17 protein-coding genes and 1 tRNA gene are annotated in these 24,681 nt (G+C 37.9%); 12 read left to right on the forward strand and 6 right to left on the reverse strand.

The window, feature by feature from the left end:
* The first annotated feature begins 25 nt into the window (after positions 1–25).
* The 4 genes from ACJJVU_RS01630 (at position 26) to ACJJVU_RS01645 (ending at position 8,675) form a co-directional block, all read left to right on the forward strand.
* Positions 26–3,166, forward strand: coding sequence for a UvrD-helicase domain-containing protein (locus ACJJVU_RS01630; protein WP_405221580.1), 3,141 nt, complete (start codon positions 26–28; stop codon positions 3,164–3,166).
* 23 nt (positions 3,167–3,189) lie between these two features.
* Positions 3,190–4,383: a glycine C-acetyltransferase gene (gene kbl, locus ACJJVU_RS01635; RefSeq protein ID WP_405221583.1), complete on the forward strand. Its 1,194-nt coding sequence runs from the start codon at positions 3,190–3,192 to the stop codon at positions 4,381–4,383.
* A 119-nt stretch (positions 4,384–4,502) separates the two neighbouring features.
* The gene (locus tag ACJJVU_RS01640; protein WP_405221586.1) at positions 4,503–5,915 is read left to right on the forward strand and encodes an OmpA family protein; all 1,413 of its coding nucleotides are present in this window, start codon (positions 4,503–4,505) and stop codon (positions 5,913–5,915) included.
* Positions 5,916–5,978: 63 nt separating this feature from the next.
* Entirely contained in the window at positions 5,979–8,675 is a 2,697-nt protein-coding gene (locus ACJJVU_RS01645; RefSeq protein ID WP_405221589.1) for a PD-(D/E)XK nuclease family protein, read from the forward strand.
* A gap of 77 nt (positions 8,676–8,752) precedes the next feature.
* On the opposite strand, the gene ACJJVU_RS01650 is transcribed toward ACJJVU_RS01645, so the two are convergent.
* Positions 8,753–8,829: transfer RNA gene (locus ACJJVU_RS01650), tRNA-Ala, on the reverse strand.
* Between the two features lie 13 nt (positions 8,830–8,842).
* On the reverse strand, positions 8,843–9,634 hold the full coding sequence (locus ACJJVU_RS01655; protein ID WP_035335057.1) for a universal stress protein: 792 nt from the start codon (positions 9,632–9,634) through the stop codon (positions 8,843–8,845).
* 48 nt (positions 9,635–9,682) lie between these two features.
* On the opposite strand from ACJJVU_RS01655, the gene ACJJVU_RS01660 reads away from it, so the two are divergent.
* Together ACJJVU_RS01660 and ACJJVU_RS01665 are read left to right on the forward strand one after the other, a co-directional pair.
* A complete protein-coding gene (locus ACJJVU_RS01660) occupies positions 9,683–10,183 on the forward strand; it encodes a GNAT family N-acetyltransferase (protein ID WP_405221592.1) in 501 nt (166 codons plus the stop codon).
* Between the two features lie 69 nt (positions 10,184–10,252).
* Positions 10,253–11,596 (forward strand): MATE family efflux transporter, encoded by a 1,344-nt coding sequence (locus ACJJVU_RS01665; RefSeq protein WP_405227421.1) that lies wholly within the window; start codon positions 10,253–10,255, stop codon positions 11,594–11,596.
* Between the two features lie 8 nt (positions 11,597–11,604).
* On the opposite strand, the gene ACJJVU_RS01670 is transcribed toward ACJJVU_RS01665, so the two are convergent.
* A complete protein-coding gene (locus tag ACJJVU_RS01670; protein ID WP_298323336.1) occupies positions 11,605–13,509 on the reverse strand; it encodes a sodium:proton antiporter in 1,905 nt (634 codons plus the stop codon).
* A 218-nt stretch (positions 13,510–13,727) separates the two neighbouring features.
* Between ACJJVU_RS01670 and ACJJVU_RS01675 the strand changes: the two genes are divergently transcribed.
* The 3 genes from ACJJVU_RS01675 (at position 13,728) to ACJJVU_RS01685 (ending at position 18,186) form a co-directional block, all read left to right on the forward strand.
* Positions 13,728–14,588 carry an MBL fold metallo-hydrolase gene (locus ACJJVU_RS01675; protein WP_405221596.1) on the forward strand — a complete coding sequence of 287 codons (861 nt, stop codon included), beginning with the start codon at positions 13,728–13,730 and terminating at the stop codon, positions 14,586–14,588.
* Between the two features lie 4 nt (positions 14,589–14,592).
* Positions 14,593–16,266: a S8 family peptidase gene (locus tag ACJJVU_RS01680; protein WP_405227424.1), complete on the forward strand. Its 1,674-nt coding sequence runs from the start codon at positions 14,593–14,595 to the stop codon at positions 16,264–16,266.
* Between the two features lie 72 nt (positions 16,267–16,338).
* The gene (locus ACJJVU_RS01685) at positions 16,339–18,186 is read left to right on the forward strand and encodes a M1 family metallopeptidase (RefSeq protein ID WP_405221599.1); all 1,848 of its coding nucleotides are present in this window, start codon (positions 16,339–16,341) and stop codon (positions 18,184–18,186) included.
* Positions 18,187–18,240: 54 nt separating this feature from the next.
* On the opposite strand, the gene ACJJVU_RS01690 is transcribed toward ACJJVU_RS01685, so the two are convergent.
* The 3 genes from ACJJVU_RS01690 to ACJJVU_RS01700 form a co-directional block, all read right to left on the reverse strand.
* Complete coding sequence (locus ACJJVU_RS01690) at positions 18,241–19,512, reverse strand: Y-family DNA polymerase (protein ID WP_405221602.1); 1,272 nt, start codon at positions 19,510–19,512, stop codon at positions 18,241–18,243.
* Positions 19,509–19,868 carry a S24 family peptidase gene (locus ACJJVU_RS01695; protein ID WP_405221605.1) on the reverse strand — a complete coding sequence of 120 codons (360 nt, stop codon included), beginning with the start codon at positions 19,866–19,868 and terminating at the stop codon, positions 19,509–19,511. Before ACJJVU_RS01695 ends, ACJJVU_RS01690 begins: the two co-directional genes overlap by 4 nt.
* Before the next feature lie 93 nt (positions 19,869–19,961).
* Positions 19,962–21,632: a tail fiber domain-containing protein gene (locus ACJJVU_RS01700; protein ID WP_405221608.1), complete on the reverse strand. Its 1,671-nt coding sequence runs from the start codon at positions 21,630–21,632 to the stop codon at positions 19,962–19,964.
* A gap of 167 nt (positions 21,633–21,799) precedes the next feature.
* On the opposite strand from ACJJVU_RS01700, the gene rnpA reads away from it, so the two are divergent.
* From rnpA to ACJJVU_RS01715, 3 genes are all read left to right on the forward strand, one after another.
* Positions 21,800–22,183: a ribonuclease P protein component gene (gene rnpA / locus ACJJVU_RS01705; protein WP_013750643.1), complete on the forward strand. Its 384-nt coding sequence runs from the start codon at positions 21,800–21,802 to the stop codon at positions 22,181–22,183.
* Positions 22,158–22,979, forward strand: coding sequence for a DUF4349 domain-containing protein (locus ACJJVU_RS01710; RefSeq protein ID WP_405221611.1), 822 nt, complete (start codon positions 22,158–22,160; stop codon positions 22,977–22,979). Before rnpA ends, ACJJVU_RS01710 begins: the two co-directional genes overlap by 26 nt.
* Before the next feature lie 64 nt (positions 22,980–23,043).
* Positions 23,044–24,669: a S41 family peptidase gene (locus ACJJVU_RS01715; protein WP_405221614.1), complete on the forward strand. Its 1,626-nt coding sequence runs from the start codon at positions 23,044–23,046 to the stop codon at positions 24,667–24,669.
* The last annotated feature ends 12 nt before the right edge of the window (positions 24,670–24,681 follow it).

Below are 24,681 nucleotides of genomic sequence, written 5' to 3' on the forward strand. Positions count from 1 at the left end.
AAGTCGCTTTTGCTATCTTAGTACTATGACCGAAACAAATACGTTTATCGTACTTAATGCTTCTGCGGGATCTGGAAAAACATACAGTCTAGTAAAGCAATATATTACTACTCTTCTCAAGAGTAATGATGCCAATAAGTTTAGACATCTTCTTGCTATTACTTTTACAAATAAGGCGGTTGCAGAAATGAAAAATCGTGTGCTAGACACGCTCAAAAACTTAGGTCATTATGAGCCTGGCACTAAAAAACCAGACATGCTAGACGACCTAGTTTCATCTAGTGGGTTGCCTGAGGATGCTGTAATAAAAAAGGCTAAAGAAATACTCAATCGCATACTACATAACTATGCTGCCTTTGACATTGTAACGATAGATACTCTTACCCATAGAATCATACGCACTTTTGCAAAAGATCTAAATATCTCTGGCAGTTTTGAGGTTTCGTTAGATCAAAAAACACTCAATGCCCAGGCAGTAGATGCCCTTATAGCAAAGGTGGGCATAGATGATGAGATTACTAAAGTCCTAATAAATTTTGCTTTAGAAAAAGCAGATGATGATAAGAGCTGGGACATTGCCCGTGATTTGCTAGAAATAGCAAACTTACTGCATAATGAAAACGACCTCAAAGCGCTAGAGCTCATTAAGGATAAGTCTCTTGCAGATTTTGATACATTAACCAGCTATTTGCATACGCAGATTACGTCACTTTCCTCCGCACAAAAACAGCTAGGAGAAGATCTCATAGCATTGATACACGAACTAGGGTTAAATCAAAAAAGTTTTGCGAGTGGATATTTTTATAAATTCATGCTCCAAGTTGCAAATGGTGTACAAGGGCTTGCGTATACAGGATCGGCATATAAAGATAATATTACGTCTTACACCTTTTATACAAAGACTCAAAAAGACCATATCAAAGCTACTATTGATGGGCATAGAGATCATTTTATAGCCACCTTCCTAAAGCTTAAGGAACTTGCTTCTCAGCAAAGTATGTTACAATCTTTTAGATCTAAGATTATTCCACTCTCTGTATTGCACTTAATCAAGAAAGAGCTGGAACTTATAAAGGAAGATGAAAATGTGTTACTCATCTCAGATTTTAATGCACTTATTGCTCAGTCGCTCAAAGATCAACCAGCCGCTTTTTTATATGAAAGACTAGGCGAGCGGTATACAAACTACTTTATAGATGAGTTTCAAGATACTTCGGTAATGCAATGGGACAATTTAACCCCGCTTATAGACAACACTATAAGTAGCCAGGCAGAAGATACTGTGGCAAATTCATTATTACTCGTAGGAGATCCTAAACAAGCAATCTATAGATGGAGAGGAGGAGAAGCAGAGCAATTTATAGCGTTGAGTAATCAAACAAACCCCTTTTCTATTCCAGCAACCATAGACCGTCTAGAGACTAACTACAGAAGTAGCGCCGAAATTATAAACTTTAATAATCAGTTTTTTACACATCTCGCAACTCACTTTGATAACGAACTATATCGAGAAATTTATTATAAAGACAACTCACAACAAACTAATAGTAACACAAAGGGCTTTGTCTCTCTTGAGTTTTTAGAGTATGATAATAAAGAAGAAGCGAATGAGATATATCCTGCGCGCATTATTGAAATTATAAATGAAGCTACTAGCCAAGGCTACTTGCATAGTGACATTTGTATACTTACGAGAAATAATATAGATGGCTCATTAATAGCAACTGCCCTTCAAGAGGCAAATGTAGAAGTAGTGTCTTCTGAGAGCTTGCTTATCTCAAACTCTAGCACAGTACAGTTTATTCATGCATTTGCAACAATGCTCTCCTACCCTAGTCAAATAGAAAATAGACTGCCTGTACTCTACTTTTTGGCTACTTATTATAATGTGGAAGACACACACACATTTTATAGTAGCAATACCTCGTGTACATTTTTAGAGTTTATTGAGCATTTACAGCAATTTGATGTATTTGTTCACATTGACTACATGCAAACGCTACCGCTTTATGAATATTTAGAGTCAATCATTAGATCCTTTAATCTCACAGCAATCTCTGATGCATATGTGGTTGCTTACCTAGATCTAGCTTATAGTTATTCACAAAGTAAAACTGGCGGGATACTTGGATTTTTAGAATTTTGGGAGGAAAAGAAAGAGAAGTCGAGTATTGTTGCTCCAGAGCAGGATAGCGCTGTACAGACCATGACCATTCATAAATCTAAAGGATTAGAGTTTCCTATTGTCATCTACCCTTATGCAAGTTCAGATTTATATAGAGTGCGAGGAGAACATCAATGGTATCCTATAGACGACCCAGCATTTGGAGGATTTAAAACGTTGATGGTTCCCCATAATAGTGCTCTTAAAGATTTCGGTGAAGCTGGCACAACGCTATATGAAACGAGAAATAATGAACAGCAATTTGACACTATTAATGTCTTGTACGTTGCACTCACAAGAGCCGCAGAACGATTATATGTGTTGTCACGCTTTCGCGAAAGCAAAGAAAAAATAAATACCTACAGCGATTTGTTTATAGATTATCTTAAAACAAATAATCTATGGAATGAAGATCAGCGCACCTATACTTTTGGACGTGAGACACCTGCAAAAATAAAAGACAACAAAACAGATTACACCTCATTTGTTCCTTCCATCATCTCTACCTCAAAAGAAGAATTGGGCATTCAGATCATCACTCAGGCCACTTTTTTATGGGATGAACAAAAACAAAATGCTATTACCTATGGTAATCTCATCCATGAGCTAATGGCTCAGATTAATAGTTATACAGACGTCCAGCATGTACTAGAAGATGCCGTAAAGCAAGGTATTATCCCAGAGGAAGGATATGAAACCATTAATAATGTTCTTCACAACATTACTAGCAATAAGCAACTAACCGATTATTACCAAGATCAAAATACGGTTTACAACGAGCGAATGATTTTATCTAGTGACGGCTCATTTTACATACCTGATAGAGTTGTTGTATTACCTAATGGTGATACCACCATTATAGATTATAAAACAGGAATGCATAATCCATCACACAGTAAACAAATCGCTATGTATGGAGCACTTTATGAAGAAATGGGTTTTAAAGTAGCTAATAAATTTCTAGTATATATAGACGCCACTGTAGATGTGATAACTGTTTAATACCTTTGTAAAAAATCAAACACATGTACGGTAATATTCAACAATATTTACAAAAGGAACTTGCTGAAATTAAAGAGGCAGGACTATATAAGAAAGAACGCATCATTACATCTGCGCAAGATGCTGTGATTACTATTTCTACAGGAGAAAAGGTGATTAACTTTTGTGCAAATAATTACTTAGGACTTTCTTCACATCCAGAGGTAATACAAGCAGCCAAAGACACTATGGATACGCATGGTTTTGGTATGAGTTCTGTGCGCTTTATTTGCGGTACTCAAGATATTCACAAAGAACTAGAACATCGTATTGCTAAGTTTTATGGTACAGAAGATACCATTTTATACGCTGCAGCATTTGATGCAAATGGTGGAGTTTTTGAGCCACTATTAGGCGCAGAAGATGCTATAATATCTGACTCTCTAAACCATGCATCTATTATAGATGGTGTTAGATTGTGTAAAGCCGCAAGATATCGCTATGCAAATAATGATATGGCAGATCTAGAAGAGCAACTTAAAAAAGCAAATGAAAATGGTGCTCGTCATAAAATCATTGTAACAGATGGTGTATTCTCCATGGACGGACTTGTTGCACCATTAGACCAGATTTGTGATCTAGCTGATAAGTATGATGCACTAGTAATGATAGATGAATGTCACGCAACTGGATTTATAGGCGATCGCGGTATAGGTACTCTTGAAGAAAAGGGTGTGTTAGGGAGAGTAGATATTATCACTGGAACATTAGGAAAAGCACTGGGAGGTGCCATGGGTGGATATACTACAGCAAAGAAAGAAGTTATAGAGATACTGCGCCAGCGTAGTCGTCCTTATTTATTTTCAAACTCTCTTGCCCCGGCAATTGTAGGTGCTTCTATCAAGGTCTTTGACATGCTAGAAAAAGACACCTCGCTCAGAGATAAGCTTGCTCACAATACTGCATATTTCAAAAAAGGAATGAAAGATGCTGGTTTTGATATAATAGATGGTGAATCTGCTATTGTACCCGTTATGCTTTATGACGCGCAGCTTTCTCAAAACATGGCTGATGCATTATTAGAAGAGGGAATTTATGTAATAGGGTTTTTCTTCCCTGTTGTTCCTAAGGGAAAAGCTAGAATCAGAGTGCAATTAAGTGCTGCTCATACCATAGAACATTTAGATACGGCTATCAACGCATTTACTAAGGTTGGTAAAGCATTAAAGGTGGTTTAATGTCGCCTCAGCCCTTGTAAATAAGGGGCATTAGGAAAAATTTAGTACATTTACCTTTGTTGATTAATTTTAACAACTTACTTTTGACGATAATTAACACTTAAATTTAAGACTAAACAATGAAACATCTTAGCAGATTTTTAGTTGCAGCACTTATGATTCTTGCTATAGGATCATCAGTAAATGCACAAGACGCAAACAACCCTTGGGCTTTCTCTATCGGAGTTAATGCTGTTGACACATTTCCAGTTGGAGATGCCGCAAACACACCAGGTCCAGGAGGGTTACGAGGAAACCTTTTTGAAGAATTTTATAATGTAGAAGATCACTGGAATATTCTTCCATCTATTTCTTACATTAATGTATCGCGTTACTTAGGAGATGGATTCGCTTTTGGCGTTTCTGGTTCTATTAACAGAATTGAAAAATTAGGTGATGCAAGACCTAGAAATGAATTACAGTATTACGGTGCTGATGGAGATTTCTCTTATAGCTTAAGAGATCTTATCAACGGTGAAGGTGGATGGTTTGACCCTAGCCTTTCTGTAGGTGCTGGTTATACTTGGGTAGAAAGTACTCTTGATGGTAACCTTGATGGATTTGGAACGGCAAATGCTGCTGCTGGTGTAAAAATATGGTTAAGTGAAAACCTGAACCTTGGATTACAATCTAAATATAAGCATGCTTTTGAAGATGACGGTATTAAGCACTTCCAACACGTTGCTGCTATAGGTATTGTTTTCGGAGGAAAAGATACTGATGGTGATGGTATATATGATAAAGATGACGCTTGTCCAGAAGTAGCAGGTTTACCTGAATTTAACGGTTGTCCTGATTCTGACGGAGATGGTATCGAAGATTCTAAAGATGCTTGTCCTACTGTTGCTGGTTTAGCTGAGTTTGATGGTTGTCCTGATACTGACGGAGACGGAATTCCTGATCCTAAGGATGCTTGTCCTACTGTTGCTGGAATCGCTGCTTTAGGTGGTTGTCCTGATGCTGATGGAGACGGAATCAAAGATGCTGATGATGCTTGTCCTAATGAAGCTGGACCACGTTCAAACAACGGATGTCCTTTTGAAGATAAAGATGGTGACGGTGTACTTGACAAAGATGACGAATGTCCAGATGTTGCAGGAACTGTAGCAAATAACGGATGTCCTGAAGTATCTGTTGAAGTTCTTAACGAGCTAAACGTAGAAACTAAAAAAGTTCTTTTTGATTACAACAAAGCATCTATCAGATCTGAATCTTATGCAACTCTTGATAAAGTAGCATCTGTAATGATGGAGTACCCAACAACTCGTTTCCTTATCGAAGGTCACACTGATGATAGAGGACGTGATGCTTATAACCTAAACCTTTCTGATCAGAGAGCAGCTTCAGTAAGAAGCTACTTAACAGGAAAAGGAATCCCAGCGTCTCGTTTAGAGTCTAAAGGATTTGGTGAAGCTAGACCAGTTGCTTCAAATAAAACTGCTGCAGGACGTCAAGAAAATAGACGTGTTGAGCTTTCTATTCTTGAGCAATAGAAAATAAGATTTTTATAATCTTAAAAATGCCTCGCAATTGCGAGGCATTTTTTATTTTAGACTATGCAAACTTTTATTGACGTAGTACTTGATAAAGAACAAGGTTCTGAAAACGAGAATATCATTTATATCCTTCCTAGCCGTCGTGCAGGAAATACACTTACAAAAAAAATAGCTTCACGAGCAATCACCACTTCGTTTGCTCCTAAAGTTTTTTCAATAGAAGAATTTATTAGTCATGTTACCGGTTTAAAATCTGCTAGTAACATAGACTTAATATTTATCCTATTTGAAAGTTATAAAGAAGTTGTGGCCAAGGAAAAGCTTGCCGATTTCCAGACGTTCTGTGGATGGGCTCAATCCATTTTGAGTGACTTCAACGAGATAGACAGATTTCTCTTAAATCAGTCAGAAGTATTTAATCATCTAAAGGATATTAAAGAACTCTCTGATCACTGGTCTTCCTCAAAGAATGAATTAGTACTCAACTATATTGATTTTTGGAATAGCTTATTTGACATCTATACGGTCTTTTGTTCAAAATCACTGGATAAAGGTGCAGTACATCAAGGATATGTCTACAGACAAGCTGTAGAGACTATAGAGCACTATATACATTCGTCACCTAATGTTAGACATGTGTTTATAGGATTCAACGCTTTAAATACTGCTGAACAACAACTCATTCAAGCTTTGCTTTCAGAAGGCAACGCAGAAATATACTGGGATACCGAAAAATCTTTTTTGAATAATCCTTTTCACGAGACTAACTCGTTTGTAAAAAACTATAAATCTAAGTGGTCGTACTATAGCTCAAATCCTTTTAACTGGACCTTTGATAATTATAGTGCTCAAAAAAATATTGCTACATACGCATGCTCTCAAGATATTTTACAGGCTAAAACATTAGGAACAATCCTTTCTAAAATATCAAGTCAAGAGTTATCTAATACTGCGATTGTATTAGGAGAGGAATCTCTTCTATTACCAGTTCTTAATGCCTTACCTCGTTCTATACAAAAGGTGAATATTACTATGGGATTACCTTTGAGTAAGACGCCCACAGCCTCCTTTTTTGACCAGCTCATTACCTTAAAAAAGAACCCTCATAAAAACGGTTATTATTTTAAAGATGCTTTAAATATTCTTCGCAATCCATTATCTGCTGCACTACTAGGGTCACAGACAGAGCATTTAGAACAAGAGATTATTACTAATAATCTTATATTCATTAGTGTTCCACAACTTGCTGAGCTTAGTAGTGATAGTACAGATCCTGTTTTTAATTTGCTATTTAAAACCTGGAATGAAAGCCCTAAAGATGCAGTGGCAAACTGTATACATATCATAGAAGCACTGAGAGCATTATTTGATACTGGTGACAACACATTACAACTAGAATACATTTATGGATTTTACGTAGCATTTAATATGCTCAAGCAGCTTATGGATGCGCAGGATCATATTAAAGATATACCAACGTTTATTCATTTTTATAGAGAAATATTATCTTCAGAAACCATAGACTTGCGTGGTGATCCTGAGCAAGGTCTTCAAATTATGGGTGTATTAGAGTCTAGAGTACTTGACTATAAACATGTCATTATAACTTCTGTAAATGAGGGAATATTACCGTCTGGGAAAAGTCAGAATTCATATATCCCGTATGACTTAAAAAAGCTCTATAATTTACCCACCTACTCAGAGAAGGATGCGGTTTATGCATATCACTTCTATCATTTATTACACAGGGCTAACACTGTAGATTTATTATACACCACACATAGTACTGGTTTAGGAAGCAGCGAGAAGAGCAGGTTTATAAGACAAATAGAAGAGGAAGGTATACACAGTATAAAAAAACACGTCGTTACTCCAACTACAATAAAGATTGAAGAGCGATTACCTTATATTTCTAAGAACACAACAATTATTGATTCTCTTAAGAACTTATTTAAAAAAGGTATTTCGCCCTCTGCTCTCACGACTTACTTGAGAGATCCTATCGTATTTTATGAACGATATGTTCTCGGCATCAATTCTAGCAATGAAGTAGAAGAAACTGTGGCAGCAAATACCATGGGTACTATAGTTCATAATACACTTGAAGAATTATATAAACCACATGTAGGACAACAATTAACTGTTACTATCATTGAAGAATTACTTACAATGATAGAAGTTGAAGTTCGTAACCAATTTAAACAGGTATATGGACTTAATCATATCAGTGAGGGTAAAAATAAGATTGTCTACGCAATAGTTTCCCGTTATGTAGAGAATTACCTCAAAAGAGAAAAAGGACTCCTTAAAAAGGGTGATACCGTAATCATTATGTCTGTAGAAGATGATTTAAGGAACATACAGCTTACAGAAGATATATTTTTGAGAGGAAAAGTAGACTTAGTAGAACAACGCAATAACAATGTCAACATCGTAGATTATAAAACCGGAAAAGTAGCGCAGAAGGATTTGAACCTCTCTGCATTTGATGATTTACTATTACCAGAAGGGAAGTTTGAAAAAGCTTTTCAGGTCTTGATGTATGCTTATATGCTTAACAAGAAAAAACCGCTTGATTTCCCAGTAAGCGTTGGTATCATATCTTTCAAAAATTTACAATCGGGGTATCTTCCATTTAGATATAATAAAAATGAGCAGGTCACAGAAGATACACTTTTGGAGTTTGAAGGAGTTTTAAAATCACTCATAGCAGAGATACTCAATCCAGAAATTCCTTTTACACAAAGGGAGGTTTAAGGGTTGTTACGCTTTCGCGAAAGCGTAACAACCAACAAAAAGGCATTTACAGAAACTCTGTAAATGCCTTTATATCTTGGTGGAGAATACCAGATTCGAACTGGTCACCTCTTGCCTGCCAGGCAAGCGCTCTAGCCAAATGAGCTAATCCCCCATCATAATCAATATTATTGTACTCTTAAAATAAGAAGAGGTTTTGTCGTAAAGAATTCTTTCTTTAGTACAACATTTTTCTCCCATAGTTTCTTAAAGAAACCACGTTTTCTACGCACAACACATAACATATCTGGCTCTACAGACTGGAAGTGCTCTAGCACTCCTTGATAGGTAGTTGCATTTGTTGTGTTTTTATAAGACGCGCTCATTTTTTTAAGATCATCAGAGACTTCTTTCATAGCTTCGTCAGATTCTGGAGTTTCCACATGCAGTAAGTGAAGTTCTGTCCCAAAATGTTTTTGAAGCTTTCTCAATGGTTCTAAATGACGTTTTTTATCAAACTTTCCATTTTTAAAAGCCATTAAAATATTTGAAGGCTCCTTAAATTTTTCATTCTCTGGTACTACCAGTACAGCAATATCAGTTCCCTTTACAAGCTTCCCTGTCATGTTACCTAGATACACCTCATCACGCACAGAGTTACTACGTGGTGACAACACCATAAGATCTACAGGAACGTGCTTATTAAAGCGCTCTACGCCCTCTATCACACCTCCTTTAATAGGGTGAGCAACTACAGATACTCCTTTGTGGTCTACTCCATTTACAACTTTCTCGAGCCTACTTTCTGACTCTTCTTTAATAACGGTATTGAGCTTTGAAGCACTACCTGCTTTAGAAAACTCTTGAAAGACTGATATCGCATACACATTTGCATCAATCTCTTGTGCAAGATCTATTGCATATTGAAGCGTATTAAAAGCGCTATCTGAAGAACCTATGGGAACGAGAATATTTTTCATACTGTAACTTGTATTTTTACCTATTAACACAAAAATACTTTTTAATCTGTGATTGTACCTGCAAAAAATTCAGAAATCCCTGAAATCCTTTCACTTACTCGTGCCTGTGCACAAGAAATGATCTCAAGAAATATCTTTCAGTGGAATGAGCACTACCCTACTGCCACTGCTTTTGAGCAAGATATTGCTCGTGATGAGCTCTTTCTTCTCAAGGAGAATGATAGCATTATAGGTGCCATTGTGTTGTCAACATTAATGGATGATGAGTATCTAGACATTGACTGGCTCACCCCTTCAAAAAATAATTTGTACATCCATAGACTAGCCGTACATCCCGATTATCAAGGACAAGGAAACGCTCGCAAACTAATGGATTATGCATACGCTTTCGCGAAAGCGCAATCGGCACCGTCCATACGTCTCGATACTTTTTCTCAAAATAAACGTAATCAAAAGTTCTATGAAGCTCGAGGTTATGAGAAACTAGGGAGTATCTATTTTCCAAAACAAAGTGAGCACCCATTTTACTGCTACGAAAGAGTTCTCTAGAGGTGGGTTATCATTTTATTAGTCTGTAATTTTACATTTTATTGATCTTTCTATTTAAAAAACTATCCTATCAATACCTCCACAAGTAATATAGATATTTCATTCAAGCGTATACAACAGCTTGCCATTCCAGCACTTATTGCTGGTATTGCAGAGCCTATACTGTCTAGTACAGATGCCGCCGTAGTAGGTAACATGGCAGAAAATAGCGTTGAGTCACTTGCTGCCGTAGGGATTGTGGGTTCTTTCTTATCTATGCTCATATGGATTTTAGGTCAAACACGTAGTGCGATATCTACCATTATCTCTCAAAATCTAGGTGCTGGAAAACTAGAGGATATTAAGGTTCTTCCTGCTCAAGCAATTTACTTTAATATCATCTTAAGTATCGTGGTACTTGCCAGTACCTATTTCTTTGTTGCCGAAATTTTCACGCTACTCAATGCAAAAGGTTTAGTCCTCTCATTAAGTATTGATTACTATAATATTAGAGTCTGGGGGTTCCCTCTCACCTTATTTACGTTTGCTGTTTTTGGGATTTTTAGAGGATTGCAAAACACTTTTTGGCCTATGATTGTTGCCATCATTGGTGCTTCTTTAAACATAGGTCTAGACATTGCATTAGTGTACGGTATAGAAGGAATTATCGAACCGCTTGGTGTAAAAGGAGCTGCGTGGGCTAGCTTGATTGCTCAAGGAGTTATGGCCATTATGGCGCTCATACTTTTACTAGTGAAAACAGAGGTTTCTCTTAAACTTACATTGCCCTTACATCCAGAAATAAAAAGGCTTATCTCCATGAGTCTTAACTTATTTGTACGCTCATTTTCTCTTAACGTGGCGCTTGTGCTTGCTGTGAGAGAAGCAACTGCAATAAGTGATGAAACCGTGGCGGCACATACTATTGCTGCCAATATATGGCTATTTACAGCCTTTTTTATCGATGGTTATGGTGCTGCAGGAAACCTGCTAAGCGGCCGTCTACTTGGCGCAAAGGACTATCCTAATCTATGGCAATTAACCAAGAAAGTTGTTCATTACAATCTCGTTGTTTCGGCTGTATTAATTATTGTTTGTACCTTTTTATACAAACCTCTAGGTCTTCTTTTTAGCAATGAAGAAACGGTACTCTCTGTCTTTTACGGAGTGTTTTTTATGGTAATTATCATGCAGCCTATTAATGCTGTAGCATTCACACTAGATGCCATTTTTAAAGGGCTTGGTGAGATGGCGTGGCTACGCAACACGCTATTACTAGCTACTTTTGTAGGTTTTGTACCTGTGCTCTATATAAGTAAATATTTAGGCTGGGGTGTGATAGGCATCTGGCTCTCCTTTATCGTATGGATGCTTTTTAGAGCAGGCATGCTCGTCTTCTTTTACAAGAAAAAGTATTACAACAGGCTGTCTTAAGGTATATCTTAATCACCTATTGGGACAATAACATCTCCATCATCACTCGATAGTGTCTGGCTAGCTTCGGTTACTTTGGCTAGATCTTCATCGGTAATCGGTTTTCCCAGGTAAATTAAGTGGCTTCCCTCAAAAGATTTTACATCCACGTCTTGTATAAATGAGCTAATGATTTCTAAGGTATTATCCTTCTTCTTTACAAACAGCGGAATCATATTTTTATCATCTGCCACAAGTTTTCCTATAGCCATGTACTCCTCCTTTGAGGATACAGCAACCTCATTAATCGTAGGATACTGTCTCGTAACATCTGTCATATTAAAGAAGTCATCTGTTGCCGAAAATAATCCTTCCTTAGGTAGTTGTGCGATGTTATCCATCTCTCTCTTAGAGATAAGACGGTAAGCTCCATTTTCTCCAAACTGCTTTCTAAAACGGTTAATCGCATATTTATTAATATCGCTGTTTCCTGTTAATGACATTAAATATCCTATGTCACTAAGCTCAACATCATCTGTAAGATCATCTGCATAGACATTTGCTTCTAGCGCCATGAGCCCAGCTTCTTTTGCGGTACGTATATGATTAGAATTACTATCAAGAAGTACAACGTGACGACCATTTTTTTGAAGATATTTGGCTATTAATCGTGGCATTTCTGACGCTCCTACAATAAGAATACCCTCAGATTTAGTAAGAAATACGCCCACCATCTTTGCAAATAATCGTGCAGTAGTTGCATTCAATAATACGGTACCCAGTACAATCATAAATACCAATGGTGTGATGTACTCTGCTCCTGGTTCTCCTTTTATTAACAACTTAGACCCAAAAAGTGAAGCAATACCTGCTGCTACAATTCCTCGTGGTCCTACCCATGAAATAAACAGCTTGGCATTCGTCTGTAAGTCTGATCCCCAAGTACTCAAGAAGACGCCTATAGGTCGTATCACAAATACCACGACAAGGAATAGCGCTAGTGTCTCCCAGCGATATAATAACTCAAGATCCACAAGATTCATATTTGCCGACAGCAAGATGAACAGCACAGAAATAAGTAAGACACTTAACGACTCTTTAAAGTATAGTAGTTCCTTAATATTAGGAAGGTTTATGTTTCCTAGTACCATTCCCATTACAACTACTGCAAGTAGTCCAGACTCGTGAGCAAACTGGTCTGACATTACAAATACACCTAGCACTGCGGCTAGTGTAAATACATTCATCAAGTAGTGTGGTACAAGCTTCTTTTTGATAATAAAAGCCAGCGCATGAGCAAACGTAAACCCAAACGTACTTCCAAAAAGTACAATTTTACCAAACTCCACTAAGGCCGTCTTTGTAAAAGCTGCTCCTTCTCCTACAGAGATAAATTCATACATTAATACTGCCACAAGTGCTCCTATAGGATCTATAAGAATCCCCTCCCATTTAAGTACTGTAGAGATATCTCGCTTTACAGGTACGTTTCTTAAAATTGGCGATATAACTGTTGGTCCTGTTACAATGATAAGTCCTGAGAATAATAAAGAGATCTGAAGACTAAGTCCAAATATCCAGTAGGCAGCAAATCCTGCTCCTAAAAATGTTACAAGGCTTCCTATAGAAATAAGCTTTGTAATTACTGGACCTACATTCTTAATTTCATCACGTTTTAGTGTAAGTCCGCCTTCAAAAAGGATAATAGATATGGCAAGCGATACAAACCAATACAAACTCTCTCCTGGAAAAAGTCCTTCTTCCCCATTCCATATAGGTTCTATCCATTTTGTACCATCTTCAGAGATTAAAGTAGATACAGGTCCTACAAAGAGACCTATGAGTAGTAATGGTAAAATTGCTGGTAATTTTAAACGCCATGCGGCCCATTGTGCAATGATTCCTAAAATAATGATTCCAGCGAGTTCTAACATGGTAATTCTGTTTTGATGCGATATTAGTGTTTTTCCGTTTTTGGCGGTCGTTGTGAAGTTACAATTCTTTGTTAAAAACTAGGGGTGCCAACCGTTTAAAAAGCGCCTTTTTGGTATTTTGCAGAGATTTTGTTTTTGGGAATAGTACTCTTTTTTACATTTTTCACGCTTTCGCGAAAGCGTAACTGTAGTAATCCCACTTAGATGCAACCTTATTTATGAAAATATATCCCATTGAAGCCGGAAATTTTAAGTTAGATGGTGGTGCCATGTTTGGCGTTGTTCCAAAGACTATCTGGAGCCGAACAAACCCTGCAGATGCTAATAACCTTATAGATATCGCCGCTAGATGTATGCTTATAGAGGATGGCAACAGACTTATCCTCATTGATAATGGAATGGGTGATAAGCAATCTGAAAAGTTTTTTGGCTATTACCACCAGTGGGGAGACCACTCTATAGATGCATCACTTGCTCAATATGGTTTTCACCGTGATGACATTACAGATGTATTTATGACGCACCTACATTTTGATCACGTAGGTGGAGCCATCCAGTGGAATAAAGACCGAACAGGTTATAAACCTGCATTTAAAAATGCAAAATTCTGGACCAATGAAAATCACTGGCAATGGGCCGTTGAGCCTAACAATAGAGAGAAGGCTAGTTTTTTAAAGGAAAACCTCATCCCTATGCAAGAAAGTGGACAGCTTCACTTTATAGAACGAGGAAAACAGGCTTTTCAAAAAAATAGCGAACTCAACTTTGGTATTCTCTTTGCAGATGGTCATACAGAAAAGCAAATGCTTCCACATATTGAGTATCAAGGTAAGACCATTGTTTTCATGGCAGATCTGCTCCCTACGCTAGGGCATTTACCTATTCCTTATGTGACAGGTTATGATACAAGACCGCTACTTTCTATAAGCGAGAAAGAACATTTCTTAAATATCGCTGCAGATAATAATTACTATCTATGGCTAGAGCACGATGCTCACAATGAAATTATTACCGTACAGCACACCGAGAAAGGCGTGCGTGCAAATGAAATTTATACCTTTAAAGACTTATTTAACTAATATGATGAATTTACAACACACAAAATCTCTTGTGATTGCAGCAATGGCTGCCACTTTTTTAGCCTCTTGTGAGACTCCATCTGCACTGGTAACTGTACCCGTAGAAAATGTAGATAGCAACCCTCTCAAAGTTTCTGCACTTACAGAAAGTGAGAAACAAGCATGGAGCTCAAGAGATCTTAGAACTGATACCATCCCAGGCATGAGCGTAGATCGTACGTATGCCGAAATTCTTCCTGGTAAGTCTGGACAGCAAGTAATTGTTGCTGTGATAGATTCTGGTATTGATATCAACCATGAAGATCTTAAAGGTCGTATCTGGACGAATCCAAAAGAGATTGCTGGTAACGGTAAGGATGACGATAACAATGGATATATAGATGACATACATGGCTGGAATTTTCTAGGTGATGTAGGTGCAGAGCAACTTGAATTTGTACGTATCATCAAACGTTTTGAAAGTGAGTTTGCTGGTAAAACACTAGCAACTATTCCTGCGTCTCAAAAAGATATCTTCTTACAATATCAAAAAGCAAAAGCTGAGTATGACGAGAAAGTTGCAGGTGCACAGCGTCAAAAAACACAATACGAGCAAATTGCTAGCCAGCTTAAATCTTCACATCCTGCGATAGTTAAAGCATTAGGAAAAGAAGATTACACGCAAGCAGATCTTGCAACTATTAAAAACCCTTCTGCCGAGATGCAGAACCACATTGGGTTTATTACTCAAATGTTTCAGTACACAGAGAGTATTCCTGACTTTATGAAAAACATAGATGAAGGTGTTGAATACTTTACTGGTCAGCTAGAAGCAAACTATAATAAAACAGCCGATTTTAGAAAAGTACTAGGTGATGATCCTTACGATATTACAGATACTAAGTACGGTAATAACAATGTATATGGTCCTGAGCCAGACGGTGCAAAACACGGTACGCACGTAGCGGGAATCATTGCTGCAACTCGTAACAATGGTAAAGGAATGAATGGTGTTGCAAATAGCAACATTAAGATAATGGCAGTGCGCGCAGTGCCAGATGGAGATGAGTATGATAAAGATATCGCACTTGCAATACGCTACGCTGTAGATAATGGTGCAAAGGTGATTAATACCTCTTTTGGAAAGTATTATGCACAAAACCCGGAGTGGGTATACGATGCAATAAAGTATGCTGCCAAAAATGATGTGCTTATCGTAAATGCTGCAGGTAATGAAGGATTATCTCTTGATGATCCAGCAAACCGTGTATATCCTAATGATCAATTAGATAACGTAACCGAAATGGCAGATACCTTCTTAACAATAGGCGCTCTAGCACCTAAGTATGGAAGCCAGTTGCTTGCAAACTTCTCAAACTATGGGAAATCTAATGTAGATGTATTTGCTCCTGGAGTAGATATTTACTCTACTACACCAGAAGATACGTATGAGTATCTAGGCGGTACGTCTATGGCTGCGCCTAACACAGCTGGAGTTGCTGCAATGTTACGTAGCTACTACCCTAAGCTTTCTGCAAACGAGGTTAAAAACATTATCATGAAGAGTGGTCTTACTACTAATACTTCGGTAATTCTAGGTGGAGATACAGAGAAGCAAGCACGCTTCAATGAAGTATCAAAATCTGGCGAAATGGTAAATATGTACAACGCTTTTAAACTAGCAGAACTACAAAAATAATTTTAGTAATTTCTCAAAATCCCAAACTCCTCAATAACGGAGTTTGGGATTTTAACTTTAAATCAATCTATAATGAAAAACGCTTACAAATTACTGGTGATGGTATCGTTGTTCGCTTTCGCGAAAGCGTATGCACAAAACAACACCTCTTACTGGCAACAGCACGTCGATTACGAAATGGAAATCGACATGAATGTAAAAAACTATCAATATGATGGTACACAAAAGCTAGAGTATACAAACAACTCTCCAGAGACGCTAGACCGTGTATTTTATCACCTATACTTTAACGCGTTCCAACCTGGAAGTGAGATGGATGTACGCTCACGCAACATTGCAGATCCAGATGGTCGTGTAAAAGATCGTATCAGTAAGCTAGCTCCAGATGAGATTGGGTTTATTAAAGTAAATAGCCTTACTCAAGATGGTAAGAAGTTGACTTACGAAGTAGCGGGAACGGTACTTGAAGTACAACTTGCAACTCCTATTGCACCAGGAGCAACTACTACTTTTGAGATGGATTTTAAAGGTCAAGTACCTACTCAAATACGCCGTAGTGGTCGTAACAACAAAGAAGGTGTTGCACTATCTATGACACAATGGTACCCAAAAATGGCCGAATATGATTTTGAAGGATGGCACGCAGATCCTTATATCGCCCGTGAGTTTCACGGAGTATGGGGGGATTTTGATGTAAAAATCAATATTGATGAGAACTATACAGTAGGTGGTACAGGATATTTACAAGATCCAGAAGATATGGGTCATGGGTATGCAGGAACTTCTATGAAGCCAGGTAAAAATGCAAAGCGTGGTAAATTACAATGGCACTTTAAAGCACCTAACGTACATGACTTTACTTGGGCTGCAGATCCTGATTATGTGCACGACATCATCATGGGAGAAAATGACACAGAGCTTCACTTCTTCTATAAAAACAAAGCATCACTTAAAGAAAACTGGAAGAAACTCCAGCCTATGACGGCAGACTTACTTGCCTTTTATAATAAGCACGTAGGTACCTATCCATACAAGCAGTACTCTGTGATACAAGGTGGTGATGGTGGTATGGAGTATGCGATGAGCACACTTATTACTGGTGAGCGTAAATTTGGAAGCCTTTTTGGTGTGACTGCACACGAGATGGCACACACTTGGTTCCAGTTCTTACTAGCAAGTAACGAAGCAAAGCACGAGTGGATGGATGAAGGATTTACGTCATACATCTCTTCTCTTGCCGAAAATGAACTTACAGGAGGTGATAATCCTAATCCACTTTCTGGATCGTACAGAGGGTACTATTACCTTGTTAAAAGCGGTAAAGAGCAACCACAAACTACGCACGCAGATCGTTATAACGAGAATATGCCTTACAGCATCGCAGCATACAGTAAAGGAGCTGTATTTCTTGCACAGTTAGGATACGTTATTGGTGAAGACAACCTTAAGAAAACACTTAGAAAGTATTTTGATGATTTTTCTTTTAAACACCCTACACCTAATGACATCAAACGAACTGCAGAAAAAGTTTCTGGAATGGAGCTAGACTGGTACTTAATGGACTGGGCACAGACTACAAACACTATTGATTATGGAATCACAAGTGTAGAAGCAGATGGTAATAAAACAAAGGTTACGCTTACGCGAAAAGGACTCATGCCTATGCCTATAGACCTTTATGTTGATATGGCAGATGGTTCTCAAAAATCATACTACATGCCTTTACGTATGATGCGCGCCGAAAAGCCAAACCCAACACCAAACATCACTCGTGAGCAACTAGCAGACTGGCCTTGGACAAACCCTACATATACATTCACCATTGATGCACCACTAAGTGAGGTAAAAATGATGAAAATTGATCCTACATCAATGATGGCAGACATTGATCAAACAGATAACGTTTGGGAGAAAGAGTAAGGAACTCTTTTAAGAATATAATATTATAAACCAACCCGCAATGGGTTGGTTTTTTTATTTCCCTATCTCCAGCAAACTATCCCATTGCGTGGTATATCTTGGGCTGCGCTCTTCTTTGATGAGTTCCCATTCCTTGTTACTTTTTGTGGTACCGGATAATCCTGCAGAAACGGTGGACTTCCCGTAGCGGTTATTAATAGCATCAAAGGCTTTTATAAGGCGTTTATCTCCGGTCGCTTCTGGCATAAAGAGATTACCTTGTACTTGCTCCTCTGGGATGAGGCCTAAGAGGTCTACTCCTACTTTTTTATACTTAAAGCCTGGCTTGTAGATTCGCTTTAAAGCTTTCTTAGCTTCTACTATGAGTATGAATGTATCATTTGTGGGCACCGACAAGGTTATAATGGTCTTGTCTGCGTGTTGCACATCATTTGTGCTGTGGTAGTTTGTGGTAAGATAGATACGCAGTTGTGTGCAACAACATTTCTGGAAACGTAACACCTCGCTTACTTCACTTATGTAGTAAGCACAAGCCTCCTCAATTTGAGGCAGATTATCCAGCTTTTTACCAAAGGACTTTGCGGTACCTATTGCTTTTTTCTTTCGCGGAAGCGTATCAAAAGGAATACATGATTCTCCATTAAGTTCGCGCCAGAGTCGCTCCCCTATTACCGTCATTTCTTTACGTACCCACGCTAGCGGCAATTGTGTAAAATCATAAGCTGTAAAAACACCCACATTTGCCAGGCGTTCTACATGCTTTTTACCAAGTCCCCAGACATCTTTTGTTTCGGCCCATTTGAGGCATTCTATACGGCGTTCTTCGGTGTCCATGACAAAGACATAATTAAAGCGTGCTATCTTCTTTGAGATTCTATTGGCAAGTTTTGCTAGGACTTTAGTAGGTGCGATCCCTACACCTACTGGCACTCCTGTGCGTCGCACAACGGCATCTTTAATTTGGTGACCGTACGTTTCGAGGTTTACGTGGGTAATACCAGATAGGTCTACAAATGACTCATCTATACTATACACCTCAACGGCTGGTGAGAAGTCCCTGAGCACATTCATCACGCGATCAGACATATCGCCATAGAGCGTATAATTAGAAGAAAATAAGGTTACATCATTTTGAGCCAGCAATCCCTTGATTTTAAATAGCGGATCGCGATAAGGAATGTGTGTGAGCGCTTTTGCTTCTTTATTTTTTGCGATAATACAACCATCATTATTGCTCAGTACAGCCACTGGTCTACCTCGCAAATCTGGACGAAATACTTGCTCACACGAGGCGTAGAAGCTATTACAATCTACCATCGCAATCATAGTGCCTTGTGGATTATATAGCTTATCATTCCCCAGAGTTCTACCGTTTTATTGGTGTCTATCCTCTGTACATCAAAACCGTCAGGAGTCACTACTAATGCAAGTTTGCCCTGACTAGGATGCAAAGCTCTATCTATAATTAAAACATCTTGATCTAGAATATTGTAGTCCTTCCATATATCCCCTTTTACGCGTACAAAGAAAGTTGCATCTCGAGAAGAACTGAGCTCTTTATTGAGGTCAATCATAGGCTCGCGATAGTGCGTTGCAGGACTAGGAAAACCCGTTTGCACAGACCGATTACCTGCATAATCTTCCTTGGCTCTTTTTACTTTATGAGGTTGTAGTTCGTTCACGCTACAAATTTATGGATATATTCCTTAAATATGGATTTTATACATAAAAATGAGTGCTGTATTCCTCTTTGAGATTGATTAGAATGGTAACATCTACTTTTTCAGCATGTTCTCTATTGCTAAAATTCTGTCCTCAAGTTCTTTGATTTTAGCGTCTTTTTCGTTGAGCTTATCTGTAAGTTCTTGGATAGCCTGCACAAAGAAAGCATCGTAGTCTCCATAAGCTGTTTGATAGAAACCTTTTGCATCTTTTGTAACTTTAGATGGGAATACCTCCATAAGCTCTTGAGCAACAAAACCGTATTGTAAACCCTTAGGGCGAATTATTCCTGTCTGTGTATCATTCCATTCATAAGATACGCCTCTCATTTTTTGCAGTTTGCTCAAGGCGCTTTCTCCAGAAATAGTTTTAATATTCTTTTTTAATCTTCTATCTGAATTTGCTAACCAGCTTCCTGCAGTAGTTTTTGAGGCAGTCCCTCCTACTTCAAAAGTATTTGAAAGGACATTAACTGGTCTATTAATTCCCACTCTATTAGAAATGAAATTACCTCCAATAAGTGGCGTTAAGGAATTTGAATTTTCGATGTATAGTAAATCGCTTCCTAGTTCTTCACGTCCAGCTTTTGTTCCTAAGAAGACATTTCCTTTTCCTGTGAGTGATTCAAAACCAGATTCAAAACCAAGCATTACATTATCATCTCCATTAAGTTTTAATGCTGCACTTCTACCCATAACCACATTACGTTTTCCTGTCGTACTTGAATAAAGGGCTGTGAGACCCACCACAGCATTATTACTACCAGAAATATTTCCTTGCATTGCTCTAGCTCCTATGGCAACATTTTCCTTTCCAGAGTCGTTATTGGTCATTGCTTCATAACCCAAGGCAGCATTAAAAGTTCCTGTTTGGTTAGTTTTCATAGAAGCATATCCTACGGTAACATTTTGATTTCCGTTAGTATTAGAATTGAGAGACTGAAAACCGATAGCAACGTTATGAAAACCATCTAGATTGCCTTCCATCGCCCCTCTTCCCAGGGCTATATTATTACTTCCGCTAATATTACTTTTAAGGGCAGCTACCCCTATAGCAACATTATCATTCCCTATTTCATTTAATGTAGAGGCCTCAAATCCTATTGCTACATTATTTTTACCAGTGATATTTTTAAATAGTGCACTATTACCAATGGCAGTGTTTTGAAATCCAAAATCATTAGAGTACAGTGATCTAGATCCAATAGCTACATTATTAGAACCATCTATATTTTCAAAAAGTGATTCAAAACCTATACCCACATTATTTTCTCCTTCTGTAGTAGAAATTAGTGCATTATAGCCTAAACCTATATTTCTGTTATCTGTAGCGGTATCTACTTTTCCAGCATCGATGCCTAAAAATATTGAAGATCCATTATCTGAACCATCCATATCAGATTTTCCATCTATAAGATCATCTATCTGACGTACAAATGGTATCCATCTAGATGAAGCATTATCCCAATAGTAAAAACCTCTCTGTACTGCCGCATTATTTCCATTTACAAAAACAAGCATTCTGTCTTGATCTGTTGTTGGGTTAACTGCAGAGAACTGATCTACAACAGGAATCAAGATACCGTCATCAGCAAGAGGTAAATTTTGGCTTGAAGCACGGATATCTAAAGTTGCTTTTGGCTCCACTGTATTAATGCCTACTTGTGACCATGATTTACTTATGGAAACACCTAAAACGAAGAAAACTAGTAAAGTACGAATCATAATTTGGGGATTTGATTGCCACAAAGATACTATTTTTCTTACTCGAATATAAAATTAGCTCCCTCACCTATAGCATGTTGTATTTCATCGATTAAAGATGCACTTGTTATTATTTTAGACATTGAAGTTTATAAACTCTGTAAATCTATTTCCTACCTTTACCCACAATGCCACACACTTATCCAAAAGCCGAAAAATTAAAGTCTAAAAAATTGATAGACACCCTTTTTATAGAGGGAAGGTCTGTAAAGTCTTTTCCGCTTAGGATGGTTTATATAGAGACCCCACTATCTACTGATGCTTACATGGTCCAAGCTGGAGTCTCTGTATCTAAGCGTAATTTTAAGTTGGCTGTTTCTCGTAATCGCATAAAACGTTTAATGCGAGAGTCCTATCGTTTACATAAAGACCTTATAGATACAAAAGGCACGACATTTGCGATGCTTATTTTATATACAGGCCAAGAGGAAGTCCCGCAAGCAGTTCTTCATAAGGCAATGGTCAAACTTATAAAACGTTTTAACGATGCGACAGCTCCTACTACTTCTTAGTTTTTTACTCATTCTTTCATGTGAGAATGCTAATAACGGTACTTCTAGCACTAGCGAACCAGGACTAGCATACGAGTCTTATGACGATATGGAGGTTGATGAAATAGTACTTGAGGAAACTGCTCCAGATACTCAAGCCACTACACAAAAAATTATCAAAACAGGAAATCTACGTTTTGAAACTCAGGATATGGCGGCAACGCACGCACATATTCTTACAGTTATAAAAAAGACTGAAGGATATATACAGAATGATAATTCTGGTAAAGAAAGCTATGGTGGCGTTTTTCAAAATCTTACGATACGTGTTCCTACTCGTAATTTCCAGATGGCACTTGATGAGATTTCAAAAGGTGTAGCATATTTTGACGAGAAGACTATCTCTCAAAAAGACGTTACAGAAGAATTTGTAGACCTCAACGCCCGCCTTAAAGCAAAGCGAGCGCTAGAAGATCGTTACATCAACTTACTTTCTAAGGCAAAAAATGTCAAGGAAATCCTGGAGATAGAACGCGAACTCGCAGAAATAAGAGAAGAAATAGAAGCAAAACAAGGAAGACTTAAATATCTACAAAGCCAAGTCTCGCTCAGTACACTACACATACATTTTTATAAGAACGAGGTGGCGACTAAGGTCACAAACTCCTATGGTTCAAAAATGATGAATGCCCTTAAAAGTGGCTGGAACGGTGTTTCAGTATTCTTTTTAGGTTTGTTGCATCTTTGGCCATTTCTTATCTTGTTAAGTGTAAGCACGTTTTTTGTGCGTCGCTGGATAAAAAAGAAAAGTAAATAATATACGTACGCTTTCGCGAAAGCGTTATACTCACAGTTACGGTCTACTACAGATATAAAAGATTATGAAAAAGAAAATATTCATCCCCATCATTGCGGTTGCGATTGGTATAGGAACGGTAAGTTTTAAAAGTGACTTTTTTGAAATTGCAAAGCAAATCGAAATTTTTACAGAGCTTTTTAAGGAGCTTAACATGAATTATGTAGATGAGACTAACCCTGCAGAATTGATGGATAGTGCAATAGAAGGGATGCTGGCAGATCTTGATCCTTATACTAAATACTGGACTGAGCAAGAGGTAGAAGATGCCAAAATTAATCGCTCTGGAGATTACTCTGGTATAGGAGCAACGGTAAGAAACGTAGCTAATAAAATGACCATTGTTGAACCTCGGAAAGGATATCCAGCAGATAAAGCAGGATTAAAAGCGGGTGACAATATCCTTAAAATAGGAGATATCACCGTTGCAGATATGGACGGAGATGCTGGAGATTTATTAAAAGGAGCGCCTAACAGTGAGGTCGTTATCACTTATGAACGTCAAGGAAAAACGAATACCACTACGATAAAACGCTCTTCTGTTGAGATTGATGCGGTTCCGTTTTCAAAATTAATTGATGGAGATACTGGGTATATCGTACTTACTACTTTTAGTAAAAAAGCATCAAGCCAAGTGAAGGATGCGCTCGTAAGTTTAAAGACGGATGGGGCAAAAAAAATCATTCTAGATCTACGTGGTAATGGTGGTGGATTACTAAGTGAAGCTATCAATATCTGTAATCTATTTTTACCTAAAGGATCGCTTATTACTACGACAAAGTCTGTTGTAAAAAAGTATAATAAAACCTATGTAACCCAGCAAGAACCGGTGGATATTGAAATACCACTCGTAGTTCTTGTAAACGGTAGATCTGCCTCTGCATCTGAGATTGTATCTGGTGGTTTACAAGATTATGATCGCGCGGTAGTTGTGGGAGCTAGAACCTTTGGGAAAGGCCTTGTACAGCGTCCTAAGCCTCTTACTTATGGAACTTCTGTAAAGATTACGATATCGCGATATTACACGCCTTCTGGACGTTGTATCCAAGCGTTAGATTACTGGAATCGTGATAATGATGGTAATGCCGTGCGTACGAATTCTGAAGATTATAACGAGTTTAAAACTAAGAACGGTCGTAAGGTTTTTGATGGTGGTGGTGTACTACCAGACATTCAAGTATCATCTGCAAAGCTTAGTCCTGTGACTACGGCATTACTTAAGGATAATGCTATTTTTGAATATGCTACAGATTATTATTATAAGCATCAATACAGCGATATGAGCGAATTCTCATGGTCTCAGGCTGATTTTAGTGATTTTAAAAGCTTCTTGACACGTACAGGTTTTAACTATGAGACCGAGACTGAAAAAGCATTTGCAAAAGCGCTTCTTCAAGCAGAAAAAGATGATCTTAAAAAAGAAGTACAATCTGCATACTCACAACTAGACAATGCTATTGCACAAGCCAAAAATAAAGCGATAGATGAACGTCAAGAAGAGATTCAAAATTTACTGATTGATGAGATTGTAAAACGATACTTCTATCGTGACGGACTGTATGAATACCAGCTTATTAACAATACAGAAATTAAAGAAGCGACTACTGTGCTCAATGATAGTAAACGCTATAGTAAGATTCTAAATTATTAAGTTTCCTGCCTT

Source organism: Dokdonia sp. Asnod1-B02 (genome assembly GCF_045063955.1).
GTDB lineage: Bacteria > Bacteroidota > Bacteroidia > Flavobacteriales > Flavobacteriaceae > Dokdonia.

Excerpts from the sequence above, each read along its gene's own strand:
- ACJJVU_RS01630 (WP_405221580.1), top strand. The coding sequence starts at position 26 with ATGACCGAAACAAATACGTTTATCGTACTTAATGCTTCTGCGGGATCT.
- ACJJVU_RS01700 (WP_405221608.1), bottom strand. The coding sequence starts at position 21,632 with ATGATTCGTACTTTACTAGTTTTCTTCGTTTTAGGTGTTTCCATAAGT.
- kbl (WP_405221583.1), top strand. The coding sequence starts at position 3,190 with ATGTACGGTAATATTCAACAATATTTACAAAAGGAACTTGCTGAAATT.
- rnpA (WP_013750643.1), top strand. The coding sequence starts at position 21,800 with ATGCCACACACTTATCCAAAAGCCGAAAAATTAAAGTCTAAAAAATTG.
- ACJJVU_RS01690 (WP_405221602.1), bottom strand. The coding sequence starts at position 19,512 with ATGATTGCGATGGTAGATTGTAATAGCTTCTACGCCTCGTGTGAGCAA.
- ACJJVU_RS01715 (WP_405221614.1), top strand. The coding sequence starts at position 23,044 with ATGAAAAAGAAAATATTCATCCCCATCATTGCGGTTGCGATTGGTATA.
- ACJJVU_RS01680 (WP_405227424.1), top strand. The coding sequence starts at position 14,593 with ATGAATTTACAACACACAAAATCTCTTGTGATTGCAGCAATGGCTGCC.
- ACJJVU_RS01670 (WP_298323336.1), bottom strand. The coding sequence starts at position 13,509 with ATGTTAGAACTCGCTGGAATCATTATTTTAGGAATCATTGCACAATGG.
- ACJJVU_RS01710 (WP_405221611.1), top strand. The coding sequence starts at position 22,158 with ATGCGACAGCTCCTACTACTTCTTAGTTTTTTACTCATTCTTTCATGT.
- ACJJVU_RS01685 (WP_405221599.1), top strand. The coding sequence starts at position 16,339 with ATGAAAAACGCTTACAAATTACTGGTGATGGTATCGTTGTTCGCTTTC.
- ACJJVU_RS01645 (WP_405221589.1), top strand. The coding sequence starts at position 5,979 with ATGCAAACTTTTATTGACGTAGTACTTGATAAAGAACAAGGTTCTGAA.
- ACJJVU_RS01675 (WP_405221596.1), top strand. The coding sequence starts at position 13,728 with ATGAAAATATATCCCATTGAAGCCGGAAATTTTAAGTTAGATGGTGGT.
- ACJJVU_RS01655 (WP_035335057.1), bottom strand. The coding sequence starts at position 9,634 with ATGAAAAATATTCTCGTTCCCATAGGTTCTTCAGATAGCGCTTTTAAT.
- ACJJVU_RS01640 (WP_405221586.1), top strand. The coding sequence starts at position 4,503 with ATGAAACATCTTAGCAGATTTTTAGTTGCAGCACTTATGATTCTTGCT.